18 protein-coding genes and 1 tRNA gene are annotated in these 19759 nt (G+C 62.9%); 7 read left to right on the forward strand and 12 right to left on the reverse strand.

Annotation, left to right across the window (positions count from 1 at the left end; translation table 11 throughout):
• Positions 1–18: 18 nt before the first annotated feature.
• The 4 genes from RBB16_RS03705 to RBB16_RS03720 are packed head-to-tail and all read right to left on the reverse strand — an operon-like array spanning position 19 to position 4255.
• On the reverse strand, positions 19–1230 hold the full coding sequence (locus tag RBB16_RS03705) for a beta-ketoacyl-[acyl-carrier-protein] synthase family protein (RefSeq protein WP_306044864.1): 1212 nt from the start codon (positions 1228–1230) through the stop codon (positions 19–21).
• Positions 1227–1487: an acyl carrier protein gene (locus RBB16_RS03710; protein WP_306044865.1), complete on the reverse strand. Its 261-nt coding sequence runs from the start codon at positions 1485–1487 to the stop codon at positions 1227–1229. Before RBB16_RS03710 ends, RBB16_RS03705 begins: the two co-directional genes overlap by 4 nt.
• A 36-nt stretch (positions 1488–1523) precedes the next feature.
• Positions 1524–2612 carry a UDP-3-O-(3-hydroxymyristoyl)glucosamine N-acyltransferase gene (gene lpxD, locus RBB16_RS03715; protein ID WP_306044866.1) on the reverse strand — a complete coding sequence of 363 codons (1089 nt, stop codon included), beginning with the start codon at positions 2610–2612 and terminating at the stop codon, positions 1524–1526.
• 35 nt (positions 2613–2647) lie between these two features.
• Complete coding sequence (locus RBB16_RS03720; protein ID WP_306044867.1) at positions 2648–4255, reverse strand: murein L,D-transpeptidase; 1608 nt, start codon at positions 4253–4255, stop codon at positions 2648–2650.
• Positions 4256–4596: 341 nt separating this feature from the next.
• On the opposite strand from RBB16_RS03720, the gene RBB16_RS03725 reads away from it, so the two are divergent.
• A complete protein-coding gene (locus tag RBB16_RS03725; RefSeq protein WP_071689765.1) occupies positions 4597–5157 on the forward strand; it encodes a DUF882 domain-containing protein in 561 nt (186 codons plus the stop codon).
• A gap of 86 nt (positions 5158–5243) precedes the next feature.
• On the opposite strand, the gene RBB16_RS03730 is transcribed toward RBB16_RS03725, so the two are convergent.
• From RBB16_RS03730 to RBB16_RS03760, 7 genes are all read right to left on the reverse strand, one after another.
• Positions 5244–6191: a 1-phosphofructokinase family hexose kinase gene (locus RBB16_RS03730; RefSeq protein ID WP_306044868.1), complete on the reverse strand. Its 948-nt coding sequence runs from the start codon at positions 6189–6191 to the stop codon at positions 5244–5246.
• Positions 6192–6227: 36 nt separating this feature from the next.
• Entirely contained in the window at positions 6228–6983 is a 756-nt protein-coding gene (locus RBB16_RS03735) for an SDR family NAD(P)-dependent oxidoreductase (RefSeq protein WP_306044869.1), read from the reverse strand.
• A gap of 113 nt (positions 6984–7096) precedes the next feature.
• Complete coding sequence (locus RBB16_RS03740) at positions 7097–8197, reverse strand: ABC transporter ATP-binding protein (protein WP_306044870.1); 1101 nt, start codon at positions 8195–8197, stop codon at positions 7097–7099.
• The gene (locus RBB16_RS03745) at positions 8190–9836 is read right to left on the reverse strand and encodes an alpha-glucosidase family protein (RefSeq protein ID WP_306044871.1); all 1647 of its coding nucleotides are present in this window, start codon (positions 9834–9836) and stop codon (positions 8190–8192) included. The genes RBB16_RS03740 and RBB16_RS03745 overlap by 8 nt, the downstream gene beginning before the upstream one ends.
• 15 nt (positions 9837–9851) lie before the next feature.
• Complete coding sequence (locus tag RBB16_RS03750; protein WP_306044872.1) at positions 9852–11075, reverse strand: carbohydrate ABC transporter permease; 1224 nt, start codon at positions 11073–11075, stop codon at positions 9852–9854.
• The gene (locus RBB16_RS03755) at positions 11075–12052 is read right to left on the reverse strand and encodes a sugar ABC transporter permease (RefSeq protein ID WP_306044873.1); all 978 of its coding nucleotides are present in this window, start codon (positions 12050–12052) and stop codon (positions 11075–11077) included. Before RBB16_RS03755 ends, RBB16_RS03750 begins: the two co-directional genes overlap by 1 nt.
• Before the next feature lie 69 nt (positions 12053–12121).
• Entirely contained in the window at positions 12122–13465 is a 1344-nt protein-coding gene (locus tag RBB16_RS03760; protein ID WP_306044874.1) for an ABC transporter substrate-binding protein, read from the reverse strand.
• Between the two features lie 250 nt (positions 13466–13715).
• On the opposite strand from RBB16_RS03760, the gene RBB16_RS03765 reads away from it, so the two are divergent.
• The 4 genes from RBB16_RS03765 (at position 13716) to RBB16_RS03780 (ending at position 17215) form a co-directional block, all read left to right on the forward strand.
• Positions 13716–14747, forward strand: a complete 1032-nt coding sequence (locus tag RBB16_RS03765) for a LacI family DNA-binding transcriptional regulator (RefSeq protein WP_306044875.1) — start codon at positions 13716–13718, stop codon at positions 14745–14747.
• Positions 14748–14751: 4 nt separating this feature from the next.
• Positions 14752–16068 (forward strand): GH1 family beta-glucosidase, encoded by a 1317-nt coding sequence (locus RBB16_RS03770; RefSeq protein ID WP_306044876.1) that lies wholly within the window; start codon positions 14752–14754, stop codon positions 16066–16068.
• A gap of 17 nt (positions 16069–16085) precedes the next feature.
• The gene (locus RBB16_RS03775) at positions 16086–17033 is read left to right on the forward strand and encodes an ROK family protein (protein ID WP_306044877.1); all 948 of its coding nucleotides are present in this window, start codon (positions 16086–16088) and stop codon (positions 17031–17033) included.
• A 92-nt stretch (positions 17034–17125) separates the two neighbouring features.
• A tRNA-Ser gene (locus RBB16_RS03780) sits at positions 17126–17215 on the forward strand.
• A 161-nt stretch (positions 17216–17376) separates the two neighbouring features.
• On the opposite strand, the gene RBB16_RS03785 is transcribed toward RBB16_RS03780, so the two are convergent.
• On the reverse strand, positions 17377–18663 hold the full coding sequence (locus RBB16_RS03785; RefSeq protein WP_306044878.1) for an RNA polymerase sigma-54 factor: 1287 nt from the start codon (positions 18661–18663) through the stop codon (positions 17377–17379).
• Positions 18664–18737: 74 nt separating this feature from the next.
• Here RBB16_RS03785 and RBB16_RS03790 point away from each other — a divergent pair, with 74 nt between their 5' ends.
• Both RBB16_RS03790 and RBB16_RS03795 read left to right on the forward strand, forming a co-directional pair.
• On the forward strand, positions 18738–19238 hold the full coding sequence (locus tag RBB16_RS03790) for a CoxG family protein (RefSeq protein ID WP_071689754.1): 501 nt from the start codon (positions 18738–18740) through the stop codon (positions 19236–19238).
• Between the two features lie 39 nt (positions 19239–19277).
• A complete protein-coding gene (locus RBB16_RS03795) occupies positions 19278–19748 on the forward strand; it encodes a (2Fe-2S)-binding protein (protein ID WP_306044879.1) in 471 nt (156 codons plus the stop codon).
• Positions 19749–19759 lie beyond the last annotated feature (11 nt).

The raw sequence follows: 19759 nt of genomic DNA on the forward strand, positions 1-19759 counted from the left end.
TCCCTGTCGGATGCCGGATCAGATCGCCTTGCGCAACGCCAGAACCGCGTTGAGACCGCCGAAAGCGAAGGCGTTGGACAGGACCGCGCCGACCTCGGCCTCGCGCGCCACGTTCGGCACCACGTCCAGCGCGCATTCCGGGTCCGGTTCTTCGTAATTGATCGTCGGCGCGATTACCCCGTCGGTCAGCGCCATGATGCAGGCCAACAGCTCCACCGCGCCGGTGCCGCCGATCAGGTGGCCATGCATCGACTTGGTGGAGGAAATCATCAACTCATCCGCATGGTGCCCGAACACATCGGCCACCGCCGCGCATTCCACCTTGTCATTGGCCGCCGTGCCGGTGCCGTGGGCGTTGATGTAGCACACGTCCTCGGGGTTCAGACGCGCGTCATAAAGCGCGCCGGAAATGGCCCGCGCCGCGCCCTGTTTCGAGGGCATCACGATATCGGCGGCATCAGAGGTCATGGCGAACCCCACCACCTCGGCCAATATCTCGGCCCCGCGCGCCTTCGCGTGCTCATACTCCTCGAAGACGAAGACCGCCGCGCCCTCTCCCTGCACCATGCCGTTGCGATTGGCGCTGAACGGACGGCAGGCATCGCGCGACATGACGCGCAGACCCTCCCACGCCTTCACGCCGCCAAAACACAACATCGATTCCGACCCGCCCGTGATCATCACCGGGGCCATGCCCCACCGGATCATGTTGAAGGCCTGCCCCATTGCATGATTGGACGAGGCGCAGGCGGTGGCGACGGTGAAACTGGGGCCCTTGAGGTTGAACTCCATGCTCACATGGCTGGCGGCGGCGTTGTTCATGAGCTTGGGCACCACGAAAGGATGCACCCGGTTCTTGCCGTCCTCGTAGACCGAGCGGTAATTCTCGTCGAGCGTCTGCATCCCGCCGCCCGAGGTGCCCAGAACCACACCGGAGCGCGCCGCAAGCTCGCCGCTGAAGACCAGCCCGGATTGCGCGATCGCCTCGCGCGCGGAAATCAGGGTGAACTGCGTGAACCGGTCATAGAGCGAGATCTGCTGGCGGTTGAACAGCGCCTCCGGGTCGTAATCCTTGATCTGGCCGCCAATCCGTACCGACAGCCGGTCAAGGTCGCGCATTTCCAGCTCGCCGATGCCGCAGCGGCCTTCGCGCATGGCGGCTTTGGTGGCGGCTACATTGGACCCGAGGGCGTTGATCGTGCCCTGCCCGGTAATGACAACCCGTTTCATGCCGCGTCGGCCACGAGGCCCTCAACCGCCTTGACGATCGCCGCAACGCTGGAAATGTCGAAATCGCCCGCATCGGGTTCGTTGGCATTGAAGGGCACCTGAATATCGAAGGCTTCCTCGATGGCGAAAATGCTTTCCACGAGGCCGAGGGAATCGATCCCCAGATCCTCCAATGTTGCCTCGGGCTTTACGTCCTCGACATCGAGAACCGCCTGTTCAGCGATGATCCCGATGACCTTTTCTGCAACGTCCGTCATGGCTTCGTAATCCCTGCTACTGCGCCTGCGGCTGACTTAGTCATTGCCCGAGAGTTTTGAAACGGCTTTCTGCAACTCCGCGACAGTCTTGGCCAGACGCGGTAGGCGACGCAGCGCCTTGTAGCTTTCCACATGGGTTTCCATCTTGACCGCGGGATAGCCCAGAACCGCGCGGCCTGCGGGCACATTGGACAGGATCTTGGTGGCCCCGCCAGCGATCACGTCGCTGCCAACGGTCAGATTGTCGGCCACACCGACCTGGCCGCCGAAAACGGCCCGGTCCCCAATGGTGGTCGATCCCGCCACGCCGGTCTGCGCGGCAAAGAGGCAATCGCGCCCGACCTGCACGTTATGCGCAATATGAACGAGGTTGTCGAACTTGCAGCCATCCCCGATCTGCGTGTCCCGGATGGTGCCCTTGTCGATACAGGCATTGCAGCCGATCTCGACATCATGGCCGACGCGAACGGATCCGAGCGAATGAATGCGGGTCCAGCTTTGATCCACGGCCTGGGCCTGCCCCATGGATTCGCGCACCTGTTCCACGGTGGATTTCTCCGGCGTCACGAAGGACATGCCGTCACCACCGATCACCGCGCCCGGATGGGCGATGAAGCGATCCCCGATATGCACCCGGCTGCCCACGCGCACCCCCTGCATCAGCAACGCATCGTCGCCAATATGGGCCCGTTCCGCGACAGAGACATGACTGGCGATACGGACCCGCGCGCCGATCACCGCGCCGCGTCCGATCATGACGAACGGGCCGATGGCCGCACCGATGCCGATGGTGGCGCTTTCGTGGATGACGGCCATCGGATGAATGCCCGGCGCGATCTCGGGCCCCGGATCCAGCGCGGCGGTCAGACCGGCCAGCGCATATCGCGGGCGCGGCACCACGATGGCGGCCTCCAGCGCGTAGGCCTGCCAATCCATGTCCGGCCCCAACACCGCAGCCTTCGCCTGCCCGTCTGCCAGACCCTCCGCGTAGGCGGGCGACATGGCAAGGGCAAGCTGCCGGGGGCCCGCCAGAGCCGGTTCCGACAGGCCGTCAATCTCCAGGTCCAGATTGCCGAAAGCCGAGGCCCCAAGAGCCTCGGCTATCTTTCCAATGGTCAGCGCCATGATCGTGCTCCGCAGCGAGGGTTGCTGCGAAAGCTTTAGCTGGCCACGATCGGGAGTTCCACCCCGGCCTGTTCCATCGCGGTCCACAGGGCGCGGTCGCGCCCATAGATGTCGCGGCGGAAATTCAGCTCGCCCTCGGGCGTGACGAAGGCCGTCCAGTAGACGATATGCACCGGGATCTGCTGAACCAGATCAACCTGCGTTTCCTGACCGGAATGCAGGATGCGGTCGAAATAGCTCTGCGGCTGCGATTCCTGACGGGCCAGCAGATGATAGGCCAGTTCCAGCGGGCGATGAACCCGGACGCAGCCATGGCTGTAGGCACGGGTTTCACGGGCGAAGAGGTTCCGCGACGGCGTATCGTGCAGGTAGATATTGTGCCGGTTCGGGAACATGAACTTCACCCGGCCAAGCGCATTGCTCGGCCCCGGTCCCTGACGCAGGTCGAAGGGGAAAGTCGAAGCGGTGTACTGGCTGAAATCAATGCCCGCCCGGCTGACCTGACGACCGCCCTGCAGCAGGTCCAGATGCCCGGCGGCAGCAGGGTTGGCCTGCATCTGCGGCAGGTATTCCCCGATGGTGATCGAGCGCGGCACATACCAGCTCGGGTTGATCACCATATGCTCCATGGTGTCGGAAAACTCGGGCGTCACCCGGTTCGACGGGGTCGCGCCCACAACAACGCGGGTCTCGAAAGTGACCTCTTCATTGTCGATCACATAGGCATGGTAGTCAGGGATATTCACCAGAACATGACGGCTGCCGCGCTCCGGGTCTTCCCAGTTCATCCAGCGTTGACGTTCCATCGCCAGAATGACCTGACGCAGGCGGGTATCGAGCCCGATATTGACCTCTTCGATGGTCGAAGACCCCGCAACGCCGTCTGCCAGCAGCCCATGCGCGGACTGGAAGCGCTGCACGGCGGCCTCCATGTCGGCGTCGAACACGGCGGTGGCCGAGCGTTCCATGTAGCCCATGCGGATCAGCCGGTCGCGCAGCTGCACCACGGATTGACCACGGTCGCCCAGTTCCAGACGACCGCCATAGACGGACGCCCCCCATCCGCCCTCGTTGGCCATGCGGGTCAGGCGCAGCAACTCGCGCTGAAGGCGCAGGTATTCAGGGTGCGCGGGCGGCAGGGCGCGCATCACCTCGTAGGGGTCGGCATCGACGAGGGATTGCAACAGGTCCGTGGGGTCGCGGCGCGGCAGGTCGCGATGGATCTCGCGCACGACCTCGCCGGGATCGAGAATGCCGGACTGCACGTCATGGGCGTAGCGCAGGAACATGGCGGACGCCATGATCTCTGCCTGCCCCCGGCTGTAGGGGTTGTCTGCATCCATGAAGGCAGCGCGCAGGGCGTCCGGGTCGTAGCGGCCAGCGGGCAGTCCATGATTGGCGGCCCCTTCCAGCGCCATCAGCAGCGCATTGCGCCGCGCCGCATCCTCGTTACGGGTCCAGATCGGCTCGAATGCCCGGTCACGGTAGAATTCGGCCATGTCCTCGTGCTCGGCCACACCCTCGGCAATGGCCTGACGGAAGGCCGTGACCAGCGCCGAAGCGGGGGCAGGAACGATCAGCGAGATCGAAAGGATCGCCGCCAGAATTGGCAGCATGGACGGAAGAAAAAGCTTTTTTGTCATGGGTCACCTGATTGCGCGCGGATCACGTGTGTGTGAAGTCTAGATGACCCGTCCGATACGGCAGAGTCCATTCACAATTTCGAAAGATGTTCCTGATAGTTACTTGAAAAATACGACGTGCCCACGGTGCAACGCCTGCCGAAGAATCGGCCAATATCCCCGGAATCAACGCCTTTTTGGCGGATTTCTGCCGACAGGCCACCATCCTGGTGGGACGCCCCGACTTGAGACTTTCAAGAAAGTTTCAATTGTGTCATAAAACGCACAGCTGGGGATGGACATGTAACAAGTCACGGAAAAGTGACACTGGACGGAACGGGCAGAAGGACGGGGCAAATCTTATGACGAATCCGACGATGACGCGGCGGTCGCTGCTTGGGGTATTCGCAGCCACCACGGTTGCAGCCGCCCCCTATGCGGCAAACGCTTTCGGGATCCTTCGCGGCGGCGGCGACTATCGCAAGCTGCGCATGTATTCCGCGCGGACCGGTGAAACCCTCGACATGGTTTACTGGATTGATGGCGACTACATCCGGCCCGCGGTCGAAGAAATCTCCTATTTCATGCGCGACTGGCGCGTTGATGAAGCCCATGATATCGACCCGCGCACGCTGGACATCATGGCCGCATCCCACAACCTGCTGGAAACCGGCCAACCCTATCTGCTGTTGTCCGGGTATCGGTCGCCCTCCACCAATGCCATGCTGCGTGCCCGGTCCTCCGGCGTCGCGCGCAACTCGCTGCACATGCAGGGACAGGCCGCCGACCTGCGGATCGAGGGACGCTCCGTCCGGCAAGTTGCCGCTGCGGCGGAATCCTGTTCCGCAGGCGGCGTCGGGCGCTATTCCGGCTCCAATTTCACCCATATGGATTGCGGCCCGGTCCGCTCCTGGGGCGGCTGACAGGTTTGCGGCCACGTCGCCCAAGGGGTGGCCACACGTTTCCGAGGGACAGGAAAGAGCCGGCCGTCAGGGCCGGTTTTTTCTTGTCAGATCCGCTCCACCGGACAATCCGCGATCAGGCGTTCCGCGTCAGAGCGTTCGCACAGCCGCGTCGCTTCGGTCATCACCGCGGCGCTTGCCGCCGCCATGCCCCGTTGCAGACAGTCCGGTAAAGCCGCGCCCTGGGACAGGGCCAGCGTGAAGCCCGCAACGAAACTGTCGCCCGCGCCGGTCCTGGAGCGCACCGGCACATCGGCGGCATGGGACAGCCAGCGGTCCCGATCCGTCGCAAGGATGGAGCCATCCGCCCCACGCGCCAGCACCACGACCCGCGCCACCCCGTTCCGCACCAGCGATTGCGCGAAATCGGCGCTGTCCTGCGCGGTCGGAAAGGCCCGCGCCGCAAGCTCCTGTGCCTCTTCATGATCCAGTCTCAGCACCTCCAGCCCCGCGATGCGCCCGGCCTGCAACGCCCGAAGTGCTGCACCGGAGGTGTCAAGGATCAGCCGGGCCCGGAGCTTTGAACACATCGCCACCAGGCGGGCGGGGAAATCGTCGGGAAATCCCGGCGGGTGGCTGCCGGACAACACCACCAGACCGCCCTCGGGAATCACCTCGGCGATCTCGGACTCGGCCTTCGCGATATCATTCTCGGACCATTCCGGTCCCGGAAAGATGAACCGGAACTGCTTGCCGGTCCCGTCTTCGATCACCGCAACGCTCTGGCGGGTTTCACCCGGCGCTTCGATGATGCGAACCGGCAGACCGGTGGCCGCCAGCAGCTTGGCCAGAACCACGCCCATGCCACCGCCAGCCGCCACCAGCGCCAGGCTTTCGCCCCCCAGTTCCGCCATGGCGCGCGAGACGTTGAGGCCGCCTCCGCCGGGATCGAGCCTCGGCGTGGAACAGCGCAGCTTGGGGCCGGGGCGCACCTCGGCGGTGGAGGTATCGAGGTCCACGGCCGGGTTCAGGGTGACGGTCAGAACTGAGGTCATTCCAAAAGGGTCCGCAAGGGTGGCTACCCCCCGACCCTATGGCAGGCGCAGCGCCCCGTCGAGACGGATGGTTTCACCATTGAGATACGGCATCTCGATCATGAACCGGGCCAGCCGCGCGAACTCCTGCGGGTTACCCAGACGGCGCGGGAAGATCACGTCGCTGGCCAGCTCTGCCATCATCTCGGGCCCGAGGCTTTCCAGCATCGGCGTCAGGAACAACCCCGGCGCAATCGCGTTCACACGGATGCCGATCGCGCCCATATCGCGGGCCATAGGCAGGGACAGACCGGCCACACCCGCCTTCGACGCGGAATAGGCCGCCTGCCCTTTCTGGCCGTCAAATGCGGCGATGGAGGCGGTGTTGACGATCACACCGCGTTCGCCGTCTTCATTGGGCGCGTTCTTCGACATCTCGACCGCCGCCAGCCGTGCGACGTTGAAAGCGCCTACAAGGTTGATGTCGATTGTGCGCTGGAAAGCGTCGAGCGGGAACGGGCCTTTCGATCCAACCGTCTTGGCGCCTGTCACGATGCCCGCGCAGTTCACCACGGCGGTGATGCCGCCCATCTGCGCAACGGCATGTGCCACACCTGCCGCAACGCTGTCTTCGCTGGTCACATCGACCTCGGTGAAACTGATGCCGGGGGTTGCAGCCATCTCGGCTCCCTTGGTTGCATCGCGGTCAAACACCGTGACCGATGCCCCTGCCCCGGCCAGATATGCCGCCGTCGCGGCCCCGAGCCCGCTGGCCCCGCCTGTCACGATCACCTGTGCGGTTGCGATGTCCATGGGTGCCTCCCTGATAAATTGAACACGCGTTCAATTACGAAAGGAAACGACGCCGCGTCAATCAAGACGCAACGTCGTTTCTGTCGCGCCGTGCCGGGCGCGGGAGGAACCAATTACCGGTAGTGCAACGACACACCGTCCTTGAACACATGCACCTTGTCGGGCGCGGCGGTCAGGGTCACCTGCTGGCCGCGCAGTCCCCGATGGATGCCGTGCAGCTTGGCGATGACCGTGTCGGTGTCCTCAGAAGCGCTCGGAGTGGTGAAGTAGAGCTGTGTCACCTCGCCAAGCGCCTCGGTGATATCGACGGTGCCGGCAAAGGCGTAATCCGGGCCATCCGTGGGCACCATATCCTCGGGCCGGATGCCGACCTCTACCTCGGCGCCCATATCGGCCTCGGTCGAAGGATAGTTGGAGGTGATGCGCCCTGCCCCGTCAGACAGTTCCAGCGTCGTGACCTCTCCGGTGCCGACGATCTTGCCCGCCAGCAGGTTCATCGCCGGGCTGCCGATGAACTGCGCCACGAAGGTGGACCGGGGCCGTTCATAGAGCTCCAACGGGCTGCCCACCTGCGCGATGCCCTTGTTGGCCAGAACCACGATACGGCTGGCCAGTGTCATCGCTTCCACCTGGTCGTGGGTCACGTAGATCATGGTCGAGTCGGGCATCTGTTCCTTCAGCTGCGCGATCTCGATCCGGGTGGCCACGCGAAGCGCCGCGTCGAGATTCGAGAGCGGCTCATCGAAGAGATACACCTTTGGATCGCGCACAATGGCCCGGCCGATGGCCACCCGCTGCCGCTGCCCGCCAGACAGCGCCTTGGGCAGCCGGTCCAGATAATCCGTCAGTTGCAGCTTGTCGGCGGCGGCGTTGACGGCGCTGTCGATCTCGTCCTTCGATTTGCCCGCAATGCGCAAGGCAAAGGCCATATTCTCGCGCACCGTCATATGCGGGTAGAGCGCATAGGACTGGAACACCATCGCAATGCCGCGCTGCGCGGGCGGCACGTCGTTCATCGGCTCTCCGTCAATCGACAGGGTGCCGTCGGTGATCTTTTCCAGACCCGCGATCATCCGCAGAAGCGTGGATTTCCCGCACCCGGAAGGGCCGACAAAGACGATCAGTTCGCCCGTCTTGATATCGAGATTGATGTCATTGAGGACATTCACATCGCCATAGGATTTGACAACGTCCTTGAGGATGAGATCAGCCATCGGAGCTCTCCTGTGCTGCATAAAGGGCCTGCCAGGGCCCGAGGGTCTGAAGATTGCCATCGAAGGGCGCGGCGAGCGGGGTCCAATCGCCGTCGGGCATGTCGATATCCCGCGGGCTGTCCGACAGGTTGAAGACACACAGAACCGTGCGGCCCGCGTGCTGCCGGGTGAAGGACAGGATGCCATCCGCTGCTGTCAGCAGGGTGAAATCGCCTTTTGCCAAGGCTGGCTCGGATGTGCGGAAGCGGATCATGCGGCGGTAGAAGGCCAGCACGCTATCGGCCTTGCCCTCCTGCGCGGACACGGAATGGGACAGGTGCTCGACCGCCACGGGCAGCCAAGGCTTGCCTTCCGTGAACCCGCCATTGGCGTTGTCGGTGACCCAGGGCATCGGCGTGCGGCACCCGTCACGGCCCTTGAACTTGGGCCAGAAGCGGATGCCGTAGGGGTCTTGCAGATGTTCGAACGGCACATAGGCCTCGGTCAGGCCCAGTTCCTCGCCCTGATAAAGACAGGCAGAGCCGCGCAAGGACAGCAGCAGAGCCGCATAGGCCCGCTGCGCCGGTTCCGACAGGGCCCACCGGCTGGCATGGCGCACGACGTCATGGTTGGAAAAGGCCCAACAGGCCCACCCGTCGCCAATTGCCCCCTCGTAGCGCGTCAGCACCTCGCCCACCCGTTCCGGCGTGGGCGAAACCCCGGACAGGAACTCGAAGGAATAGCACATCTGCACCTTGTCGCCGCCCGACGTGTACTCGGCCTGAATCTCCAGCCCGTATTGGGCGTCGCCCACCTCGCCCACGGCGACCGCGTCGAACTCATCCATTACCGAACGGAACCGGCGCAGGAAGGCGAGGTTCTCCGGTTGGTTCTTGTCGTAGAGGTGATCCTGCCAGTTATAGGGGTTGACCTCGGGCGCGATGGTGGCATTGCGGGCCTCTGGCGCCAGCGCCGGGTTGTCGCGCAACTCCTTGTCATGGAAGTAGAAGTTGATCGTATCCAGACGGAAACCATCGACCCCGCGTTCCAGCCAGAAGCGCACTACATCCAGCAGGGCGTCCTGCACGTCCGCGTTATGCAGGTTCAGGTCGGGCTGTTCCGACAGGAAGTTGTGCAGGTAATACTGCATCCGCTCGCCATCCCATTCCCAGGCGGAACCGCCGAAAATGGACAGCCAGTTGTTGGGCGGTGTGCCATCAGGCTTGGCATCGGCCCAGACATACCAGTTGGCGCGCGCATTGTCGCGGCTTTGACGGCTTTCCTGGAACCAGGCGTGCTGATCCGAGGTGTGGCTGATCACAAGGTCGATCAGCACTTTCAACCCCAGATCATGGGCGCGTTTGATCAGCGCATCGAAATCGCCCAACGAGCCGAACATCGGGTCCACATCGCGGTAATCGGACACGTCATAGCCGAAATCCAGCATCGGCGAGCGGAAGAAGGGTGAAATCCAGATCGCATCGACGCCGAGTCGCGCGATATGGTCCAACCGGTGGATGATCCCCGACAGATCGCCGATGCCGTCGCCATTGCTGTCCTGAAAGCTGCGCGGATAGATCTGGTAGATCACCGCCCCCCGCCACCAGTCCTTGTCGACAGAGGCCGCATGGGCCGGGGTCATGTCTTGCATGAGGTTCATGGGTCTTGATGCCCTTTATTTGACCGAGCCAGCCAGAAGGCCGCGCACGAGGTAACGTTGCATGGTGAAGAAGACGAGAACCGGCACCGCGATGGACACGAACGCCGCCGCCGCCAGAATACCCCAGTCTCCGCCGCGAGAGCCAAGCAGGTCATCGGCAATGCGCACGGTCATGACCTTGGAGGCGTCGTCGGAAGGCAGGAAAACCTTGGCAACCAGCAGGTCATTCCATGTCCATAGGAACTGGAAGATGGCGAAGCTGGCCAGTGCGGGGAAGCTCAGCGGCAGGATGATCTTGGTGAAGATCTGGAAATCGGTGGCCCCGTCGACCTTGGCGCTTTCAATGATGTCGCGGGGCAGCCCGACCATGTAATTGCGCAAAAGGTAGATCGCCAGCGGCAGGCCGAACCCGGTATGGGCCAGCCAGATGCCGACAAAGCTTTGCCCGATGCCGATCTGGTTGTGCAGGTTCAGCAGCGGCACAAGCGCCAGTTGCAGAGGCACCACCAGAAGGCCGACGATGCAAGCAATAAGCAGGCCACGCCCCGGAAAATCCATCCAGGCCAGCGCATAGGCCGCGAAAGCCGCAATCAGGATCGGGATGATGGTCGAGGGGATCGTGACCGTGAACGTGTTGATGAAATTGCGGAAGACGCCGTTTTCATCCGACAGGATTTCCCAGAAACTCTGACCCTCGGCATAGGCTTCCTCACGCTCCTCGGTGGTTTGCGCGGTCAGGATGGTCAGGTAGTTGTCCATCGTGAAATCCGGCGGCGTGGCGGCCCCGAAATAGATGCGCAGTCCCCGGTCATCGGGCGTTTCCGCCGTCGTGTACCGGTAGCTGCCATCAGCATTGACCGTCAGGGTGCCGCCATCGCGGGTCTCTCCCTCGGTCCCGGCCGGGTAAGCCGTGGGTTCACGACCGGTGACGCCAAAGGCGGTGATGGACGCCTCGCCACTGGCAAAGGCTTCGGCCACTTCGGACGTGGCGAAGATGTTGCCCTCGACGACCCAAAGATCACCCTCCTGCACCGGCTCGCCGTCATTGGCGCGGGTGCGGTAGGTCAATTCGACCGAAAAAGGCGCGTTCCACCAGCCCGAGGCGGTGATCTGGTCGCGGTCGCGGAAGGAGGAGACGAACAGCCCCACCGTCGGGATCAGCCAGGCGATGACCAGTAGCGCCACCGAGATGTTGACAGCCCATTTCAGGCCAGAGCTTTTGCCGGCGATATTGTCCATCAGCGCATCTCCTTCTGGGCCTGGCGGATGTTCCAGATCATCACGGGAAGCACCACGATCATGATCACCACGGCCACGGCGGTCGCCCGCCCGTCATCGCGGAACATGAAGCTCATCATGTAGCTTGGCAGGATCTGGGTGCCGAAATTGCCCCCGGTCATCGTGTAGACGATGTCGAAAACCTTGAGCACGAGGATGGTGATCGTCGTCCAGACCACCACGATGGTGCCCATGATCTGCGGCACCTTGATCTTGAAAAACAGCTGGAACGGGTTCGCCCCGTCGATGATCGCGGCCTCGACCGTTTCTTCGGGGATACCGCGCAGCGCGGCCGACAGGATGACCATGGCAAAGCCGGTCTGGATCCACACGAGGATCGCCATCAGGAAGAAGTTGTTCCAGAACGGCACCTGCACCGGGTCCATCGGGTCAAGCCCGATCACGTCGCGCATGGCGTTGATGATACCGATATCGGGGTCGCCCGCGTAGACGAATTTCCAGATCAGCGAGGCCCCCACGAAAGAGATCGCCATCGGCATGAAGATCAGTGACTTGGCGATATTGCCCCAGGACAGCCGGTCGGTCAGCTGCGCCACCAGCAGGCCAAGGAAGGTCGCGGCGGCGGGCACGACAAGCGCCCAGAGGGCGTTATTCAGAAGCGCCTGCAGGAACTCCGGGTCACCAAACAGAAACCCGTAATTGTCGAGCCCGATAAACTCATCCCCGGCCCGGTTGTGCATCGAGCGCCACAGGCTGCCGATCACCGGGTAGACCAGGTAGAGCGACAGGGCGAAGATTGCCGGAAAGAGGAACAGCCAGGGCCGGACGGCGGTGGCGCGGTTGATATTGCGACCCGCCTGGGGGCCACGGGGCGGAAAGATTACTTTGTCGAGGATCAGGTTCGCGGCGTAGAAATAGCCCACGCAACCGAACACGCCCACGACGATGGTAATCACACCCTGCAAAAGCGGTGACATGACCTTGCCCTCCCGACATCAGGTCTGAAGCGGTCCGGGCCGCGCGGATGCGGCCCGGACCAGCAGGTGTTACTGCATCGAGTCCCAACGGTCCTGGATCGCCTGCGCCACATCGGCGGCGTCGGCACCAGAGGTGTAGTCGACCATACCGGTCCAGAACGCGCCTGCACCGATTTCGCCCGGCATCAGGTCGGACCCGTCGAAGCGGAAGGTGGTCGCGCCCAGAAGGATCTCGTTCATCGCGCGCTGCGCGTCGGACGGGAACACGTCGAGGTTGACGCCGCTATGCGGGGTCAGGAAGCCCGACTGCGCCATCCACAGCTCATGCGCGATGGGGGTTTGCAGGAACTCCATGAAGACATGGGCGGCGGGGGCGTCATCGGTGATCGCCCAAAGCGTGCCCGCGCCAAGCACCGGGTTGCCAAGATCGCCTTCCTCATAGGATGGGAAGTAGAAGAAGTCGGCATCCGCGCCCTCGGGGAAGAAGGTCGGGATGAACGACGCCTGGCGATGCATGTAGCATTCCGGCGGGTAGGAGAAGAGGCCCGCGGGGCTGTCGCGGAAGTCGGTCGTTGCGACGGCGCTGGCGCCCCCGTTCACATAGGCATCGTTGCGGGCGAAATGGCCGAAGGCCTCGATCGCGCCGACGATGCGTTCATCGGTGAAGGGGATCTCGTTAGACACCCAGCCATCATAGACATCGGCAGGCTGCGTGCGCAGCAGCAGGTCTTCGACCCAATCGGTCGCGGGCCAGCCGGTCGCCGCACCCGAGCCCAGACCGATGCACCAGGGCGTGCCGCCATCGGCGACGATCTGGTCGGTCAGAGCCATCAACTCTTCCATCGAGGTCGGGATGTCATAGCCCGCCTCGTCAAAGGCTTCGGGGCTGTACCAGACCAGCGATTTCAGGTCGACCTTGTAGAAGAAGCCATAGAGCGCCTCGTCCCCATCGGGGCCTGCATAGGTGCCCAGATCGACCCAGGAATCGCCCGCTGCATAGTTGGCAGACACCCAGTCAGCGGTGCCATCGGCCAGCGGCGTCAGCAGCCCGCGAGAGGCCATGTCAGCGGCCAGACCCGGCTGCGGGAACACGGCGATGTTGGGCGCGCTGCCCGCCTGCGTGGCGATCACGATGTCCTGTTCGAAGCTGTCGGAGCCGGAATAGTTCACGGTCGCGCCGGTGGCTTCCTCGAAATAGGCCAGGATGCTTTCGACCAGTTCGGCGTCGGGGCCGATCCAGGGGCCGGTGATCGACAGGGTCTGACCGGACAGGTCATTACCGTCAGCGAAGGCGGTGAAGCTGTCCCAGTTGAATTCACCTTCGCCGGGCGCGAACATCATGTGCCCGTCGGCCTGCGCCATACCTGCGGTGAGAGCCAGCGCTGCGGCGCCGGCGAGTAACGATTTCTTCATGGTTTCCTCCCAGAATGGGCCGAAGCCCCGGTTGATTGGAACGCAGTACTTACGTTTCCAAAGCGCTTTGACACCTCTCTAGGCATCCGCGATTCCCGGTTTTCTGTCAATGAGGATTGTGGAATCAGCGCAAAAAGAGGCCATACACGGCCAAAAGTTCATGCTTGGCTTGTGGAATTCGCCTTTGACAGCCCCGGATTTTCGGGGATACTGCCCAAAGTTTGAAAGCGCTTTGGGTGCCCTCTTGGCTATGAACCTCAAACAACTGTCCGAATCCCTCGGCCTGTCGCAGACCACGGTCAGCCGGGCCCTGAACGGTTATCCGGAGGTCAGCGAGGCGACGCGTCAGAGGGTGCAGGATGCCGCGCATCGCCACAACTACCGCCCCAATACGCGCGCCCGCAGCCTGGCCACCGGCCGCGCCCACATGATCGGCCATGTCATCCCGATCTCGACCCGGCACGAGATGATGAACCCGGTCTTCTCCGACTTCATCGCCGGGGCTGGTGAGGCCTATGCAAAGGCGGGCTACGATATGACGCTTTCTATCGTTCCTGACGATGCAGAGGACGCCACCTATCGCAGCCTTGCCCAGAAAAAGACCGTCGACGGCATCGTGATCCATGGCCCCCGCGCCAATGAACGGCGGATCAAGCTGTTGCAGGATCTGGACCTGCCCTTCGTCGTGCATGGCCGGGCATCAGCCGAAGACAGCGATTATTCCTGGGTCGATGTGAACAACCGCCGCGCCTTTTCGCGGGCGACAGAACTGCTGCTGGATCTGGGCCATCGCCGGATCGCGCTGATCAACGGGTTGGAAGACATGGATTTCGCCATCAGGCGCCGTCAGGGTTACGAAAAGGCCCTGCGAGAGCGCGGTCTGGACCCGGACCCGGAACTTGGGGCCAGCGATGAAATGACCGAGCATTACGGCTATGACACTGCCCGCCGGATGCTGGCCGGGGACACTCCGCCGACGGCCTTTCTGGTATCTTCGCTGATTTCCGCCATTGGGGTGCGCCGGGCCATCGAGGAATCCGACCTGAAAATGGGCCGCGATGTCAGCGTCATCACCCATGACGACGAGCTGAGCTATCTGGGCAATGGCAAGGACGTGCCGATCTTCACCGCCACACGGTCCTCTGTGCGCGAAGCGGGCCGGATCGCGGCCAGCACCTTGCTGGAACTGATCGAAGACCCCGCCCGCACCCCGCGCCATCACCTGTTGGAGGCCGAACTGATGCTTGGCCGATCCACCGGCCCTGCCCCGCAAGAAAGCTGACATCATGACATGGACACGCCAGGATTTCCCCGAAGGCTTCCTTTTCGGGGCCGCGACCTCGGCCTATCAGATCGAAGGGCATGCGTTCGGCGGCGCAGGCCCCACCCATTGGGACAGTTTCGCCGCCACGCCCGGCAACGTGGTGCGGGCGGAACATGGGCAGCGCGCCTGCGACCATTACCACCGGATGGGCGAGGATCTCGATCTGCTCAAAGCCCTCAATGTCGATGTTTACCGCTTCTCGACCTCCTGGGCGCGGGTGATGCCGGAAGGCACTGGCACGCCCAACCCGGAGGGGCTCGATTTCTACGACCGGCTGGTGGACGGGCTGCTGGAACGCGGGCTGAAACCTGCCGCGACGCTCTATCACTGGGAACTGCCGCAGCCCTTGGCCGACCGGGGCGGCTGGCGCAACCGGGATATCGCGGGCTGGTTCGCGGATTTCACGGAGACCATCATGGGCCGGATCGGGGACCGCGTGTGGTCTGCCGCGCCGATCAATGAACCTTGGTGCGTCGGCTGGCTGAGCCACTTCCTAGGCCATCACGCCCCCGGCCTGCGCGATATCCGCGCCACCGCCCGCGCCATGCACCATGTGCTGCTGTCCCATGGCCGGTCGATCGAGGTGATGCGCGGGCTTGGCATTTCGAACCTCGGCGGCGTCTTCAACATGGAATGGGCCAACCCGGTGGATGACAGCCCCGAGGCCGCCCGCGCGGCTGCCACCTATGACGCCTATTACAACCGCTTCTTCCTGGAGGGCATTTTCAAGGGCACCTACCCCGCCGAGGCCCTAGAAGGACTGGAACCGCATCTGCCCGACGGCTGGCAGGATGATTTCGCCACCATCGGCCAGCCGCTCGACTGGATCGGGCTGAACTACTACACCCGCAAGAACATCGCCCCTGCCCCCGGCCCCTGGCCCGCATTGGCAGAGATCGACGGCCCCCTGCCCAAGACCCAGATGGGGTGGGAGATTTACCCGGACGGGCTCTATCACTTTCTCAAACGCACCGCCGATCTGGTGCCCGACCTGCCGATCTACGTGACCGAAAACGGCATGGCCAATGCGGATGTTCTGGCCGATGGCAATGTGAACGATCCCGAACGGCTGGCCTATATCGACGCCCATCTGGACGCCTGCCGCCGCGCCATGGCCGAGGGCGTCGATCTGCGCGGCTATTTCATCTGGTCGCTGATGGACAATTACGAATGGGCGCTTGGCTATGAAAAACGCTTCGGACTGGTCCATGTGGACTTCGAAAGCTTGAAGAGAACGCCCAAAGCATCCTATCACGCCCTCGCGCAGCGTTTGCGCTAACCAGGGGGATCCTGCCCATGCACCGTGACATCTCGCTCGTGGCCGATATCGGTGGCACCAATACCCGCGTGGCGCTGGCCCGTGGCTTCGAGGTGCAGCGCGACACGGTTCGGCGCTATTCCAATGCCGGCGTCACCGGGCTGGACACGCATCTGGCCCGCTATATCGAGGAGATGCAGCCCGGTGCCCTGACCGGGGCCTGTGTGGCCATTGCCGGGCCGGTGCGCGATGGCGTGGGGCAGATGACCAACCTGGACTGGCGGGTGGATCGAGAGGGGCTGGGGGCCGTCACAGGCGCGCGCAAGCTGGCGGTCCTGAACGACCTTCAGGCGCAGGGCCACGCGCTTGGCCATCTGGAAGAAAATGACCTCGCCCGCCTGCTTCCGCAGCCCGACGCCATGCGCCACGCCGCCAAGCTGGTGGTGGGTCTCGGCACCGGGTTCAATGCAGCGCCGGTCTATGACACGGCGGGCGGGCGCTTCGTGCCGCCCTCCGAATGCGGCCATATCACCATGCCGCGTCAGACCCCTGCCCTTGCGGCGCTGGCCGAGGCGATGGAACCGCGTCACGGATTTGCCGCCGTCGAGGACGCGCTGTCGGGCGGCGGATTCGTCCGGGTGCACCGGCATCTGCATGGTGAGGATCTGGAGGGGGTCGAGATCATCTCCCGCCTGTCGCAGGGCGACCCCAAGGCCACGGAAACCGCGCGGCTCTTCATCGAGCTGATGGGAACCGTGATGGGTGATCTTGCGCTTATCCACCTGCCCTTCGGCGGCATCTACCTGATCGGCGGCATGGCGCGCGCGATCACGCCCTGGCTGGCTCCGCTCGGATTTGCCGACGCGTTCCGGGGCAAAGGCCGGTTCACCGGTTTCATGGAACAGTTCGGCGTGGCGGTGGTGCAGGACGATTATGCCGCCCTGACCGGATGCGCATCGCATCTGGGCCATTTGCCGATCGGCTGATCACGCCACTGGCCACCCCGCAACTTTTTTGCGCGGAAGGCCCCAAGCCCCCTTGCACCCGGCCCGGTCCTTGCGCTATCTCCGCCCGGCACGGAGAGGTGGCCGAGTGGTCGAAGGCGCACGCCTGGAAAGTGTGTAGGCGGGAGACCGTCTCCAGGGTTCGAATCCCTGTCTCTCCGCCATACTGACAGCACAAATTGAAGACTTGGACCGTCTTGATCCGACGGTGCGATACCCACATGCGGGCCTGCAGGTCGGCGGCACTTCAATCCGGCTTTTCCGCTTTCTCGCATCATGAGAGCCTATGACGCGTGGCGCCGAAAGCCGACTCGGCAAGGGACACTCAAGCTTGTTTTCGACGCCGTTCATATGCGCCGGGTATTGCGAGCAGGGCTCGGTACTTGGCCACAGTCCGACGGGACATTGGCATGCCGGCCTTCTTCAATTGCCCGGCAAGATCCTCGTCTGAGAGAGGGTTTCGCGCGTTCTCGGTTGCGATCAGCAGCTTGAGACGCTGAAGGGCCTGTTCGCGTGTTCGTCCGGACTCCTGTTCGTTTAGCGGTCGTGCAAGGAACGCCGTGGCAGCATGGGTTCCGCGATCCGTCCTGATGCTGCAACCGGACATGGCCCGGCTGATCGTGCTCTTGTTGACGCCGATCTCCGAGGCAAGCTGAGCCATCTTCAACGGTTGCCTGTCACGGTCACGTCCGGTTCTGATGAACTTTTCCTGATGCCGGGCGAGTGCGGTGCCGATGGCGAGGATCGTATTGGCACGTTTCTGCATGGCGCGGACCAGGTTTCCCGCTTCCCGATAGCAGTCCCGATAATAGACTTGAGCCCTGTCATCGGTCTCTGCCGCCATCGTTGTCGAAAACAGCGCGTCATCTACAAGGAGTGTGGGCATCGCGGCTTCGTTCAGCGCGACCGTGAAACCTCCATCATCATCCTGATGGATCAGAAGATCCGGCGCCTGCTCTGTCGTGACCGGATCGGGTTGATGCCCCAGTGGGGCGGGGTTGAGGCCACGGATATCCTCCAGCATGTCGACCGCGTCTTCCTCGTCGACGCCGCATTCAGCGCAGATTGCCGCGACGTCTTTGCTCGCGATCAAGTCCAGCCGTTCAAGCAGCCTCTCGATCAGCGGATCAAAGCGGTTTCTGGCCTCGAGCTGCAATCGAAAGCAATCCGCCAGCGACCACGCAAAAACTCCGGCGGGTTCCACTTCTCTTTGAAGCTTTGCGACGAGGTCCATCAATTCATCAAGGCCGCACTCAAGATACCCTGCAATCTCCTGGGGTGTGTCAGCCAGAAAGCCACGGTGATCGAGGCTATGCACAAGACCTTCGGCAAGATGCGCCTGTCTTGTGGATAGTTTGATCAGCCCGACCTGGTGAAGGAGTGCGTCCCTCCGGCTCTGCTTCTCCGGCCTTTCGATCTCCTCGTGATGAGCGGCGCTTTTGACGGGGATCGACGGGACCGATCGGAGAAACGCATTTCTGCCTTGTTCGCGCTCGATGAGTTTGGCGGCCTCTTCCTGGTCCATAGCCAGCAATGAAAGAGACGTCCGCATCGTCTGGGTCAATGCCAGTTTTTGCACCTGTGTCTGCTGCTGGACCTGTTTCAAGGGCATCCGTCAAAGCCTGATGTCTATTACTGGCATGTTTGTTGCTTGCAGATACAGGAGAAGTGGAGGGAAGTCGACTCATGGACCTTACCGGATCGAGGAAAATCGCGGCGCCCAGAGCCGATGTCTGGAACGCGATACTGTCAGCTGATTGCCTGAAAGCCTGCGTTCCGGGGTGCACCGAGATGTCTGGCTCGCCCGAAACGGGGTTCGAGGCGACCGTGGTTCAGAAAGTCGGACCGGTCAAAGCGACCTTCGTGGGCTTGGTAAGACTGTCCGACATGGTCCCGCCCAAAAGCTTGACACTGGACGGCGAAGGCAAGGGCGGCGCCGCCGGTTTCGCCAGGGGCGGAGCAAGGGTGCATCTCGAAGAGGACGGCGACTGCACCGTGCTTCACTATCATGTCGAAGCGAAAGTCGGGGGCAAGCTGGCACAGCTTGGATCGCGCATAATCGACGGGTTCGCCAAGAAGATGGCCGATCAGTTCTTTGCAAACCTTCAGGTTGAGATCGAAGGCCCCGACGACATCGCATCACCGGCACAGAAAAAGAAGGGGTGGCTGAACAGGCTGGTGAGCTGATCGGCGCTTCGCAGACCCAATGGATCAAGGGAGGATCTGATGTCCGAGATAAAGATGACCGTTAACGGGAAACCGGTTGGCGGTGACGTGGCAGACAACATGCTGCTCGTCGAGTTCATTCGCGAAACCCTGCGCCTGACCGGCACGCATGTGGGTTGTGACACATCGCAATGCGGGGCCTGTGTTGTCCATGTCGATGGCAAGGCGGTGAAATCCTGCACGATGCTGGCAGCGGCAGCAGACGGGGCCGAGGTGACAACGATCGAAGGCGTCGCCAACGGCGACCTGCATCCGATGCAAAAAGCCTTCAATGACAATCACGGGTTGCAATGCGGCTTCTGCACGCCGGGCATGATCATGAGCGGGATCGACATGGTCAACCGCTACAAGGCCGAGGGCAAGACGCTTGATGAGGCTGCAATCCGGCACGAGCTGGAAGGCAATATCTGCCGCTGCACCGGGTACCACAACATCGTGAAATCCATCAGCCAGGCCGCTGGCGAGATGTAAGGGAGGGTCAT

The sequence above is a fragment of the Nioella sp. MMSF_3534 genome (assembly GCF_030732985.1).
GTDB lineage: Bacteria > Pseudomonadota > Alphaproteobacteria > Rhodobacterales > Rhodobacteraceae > Nioella.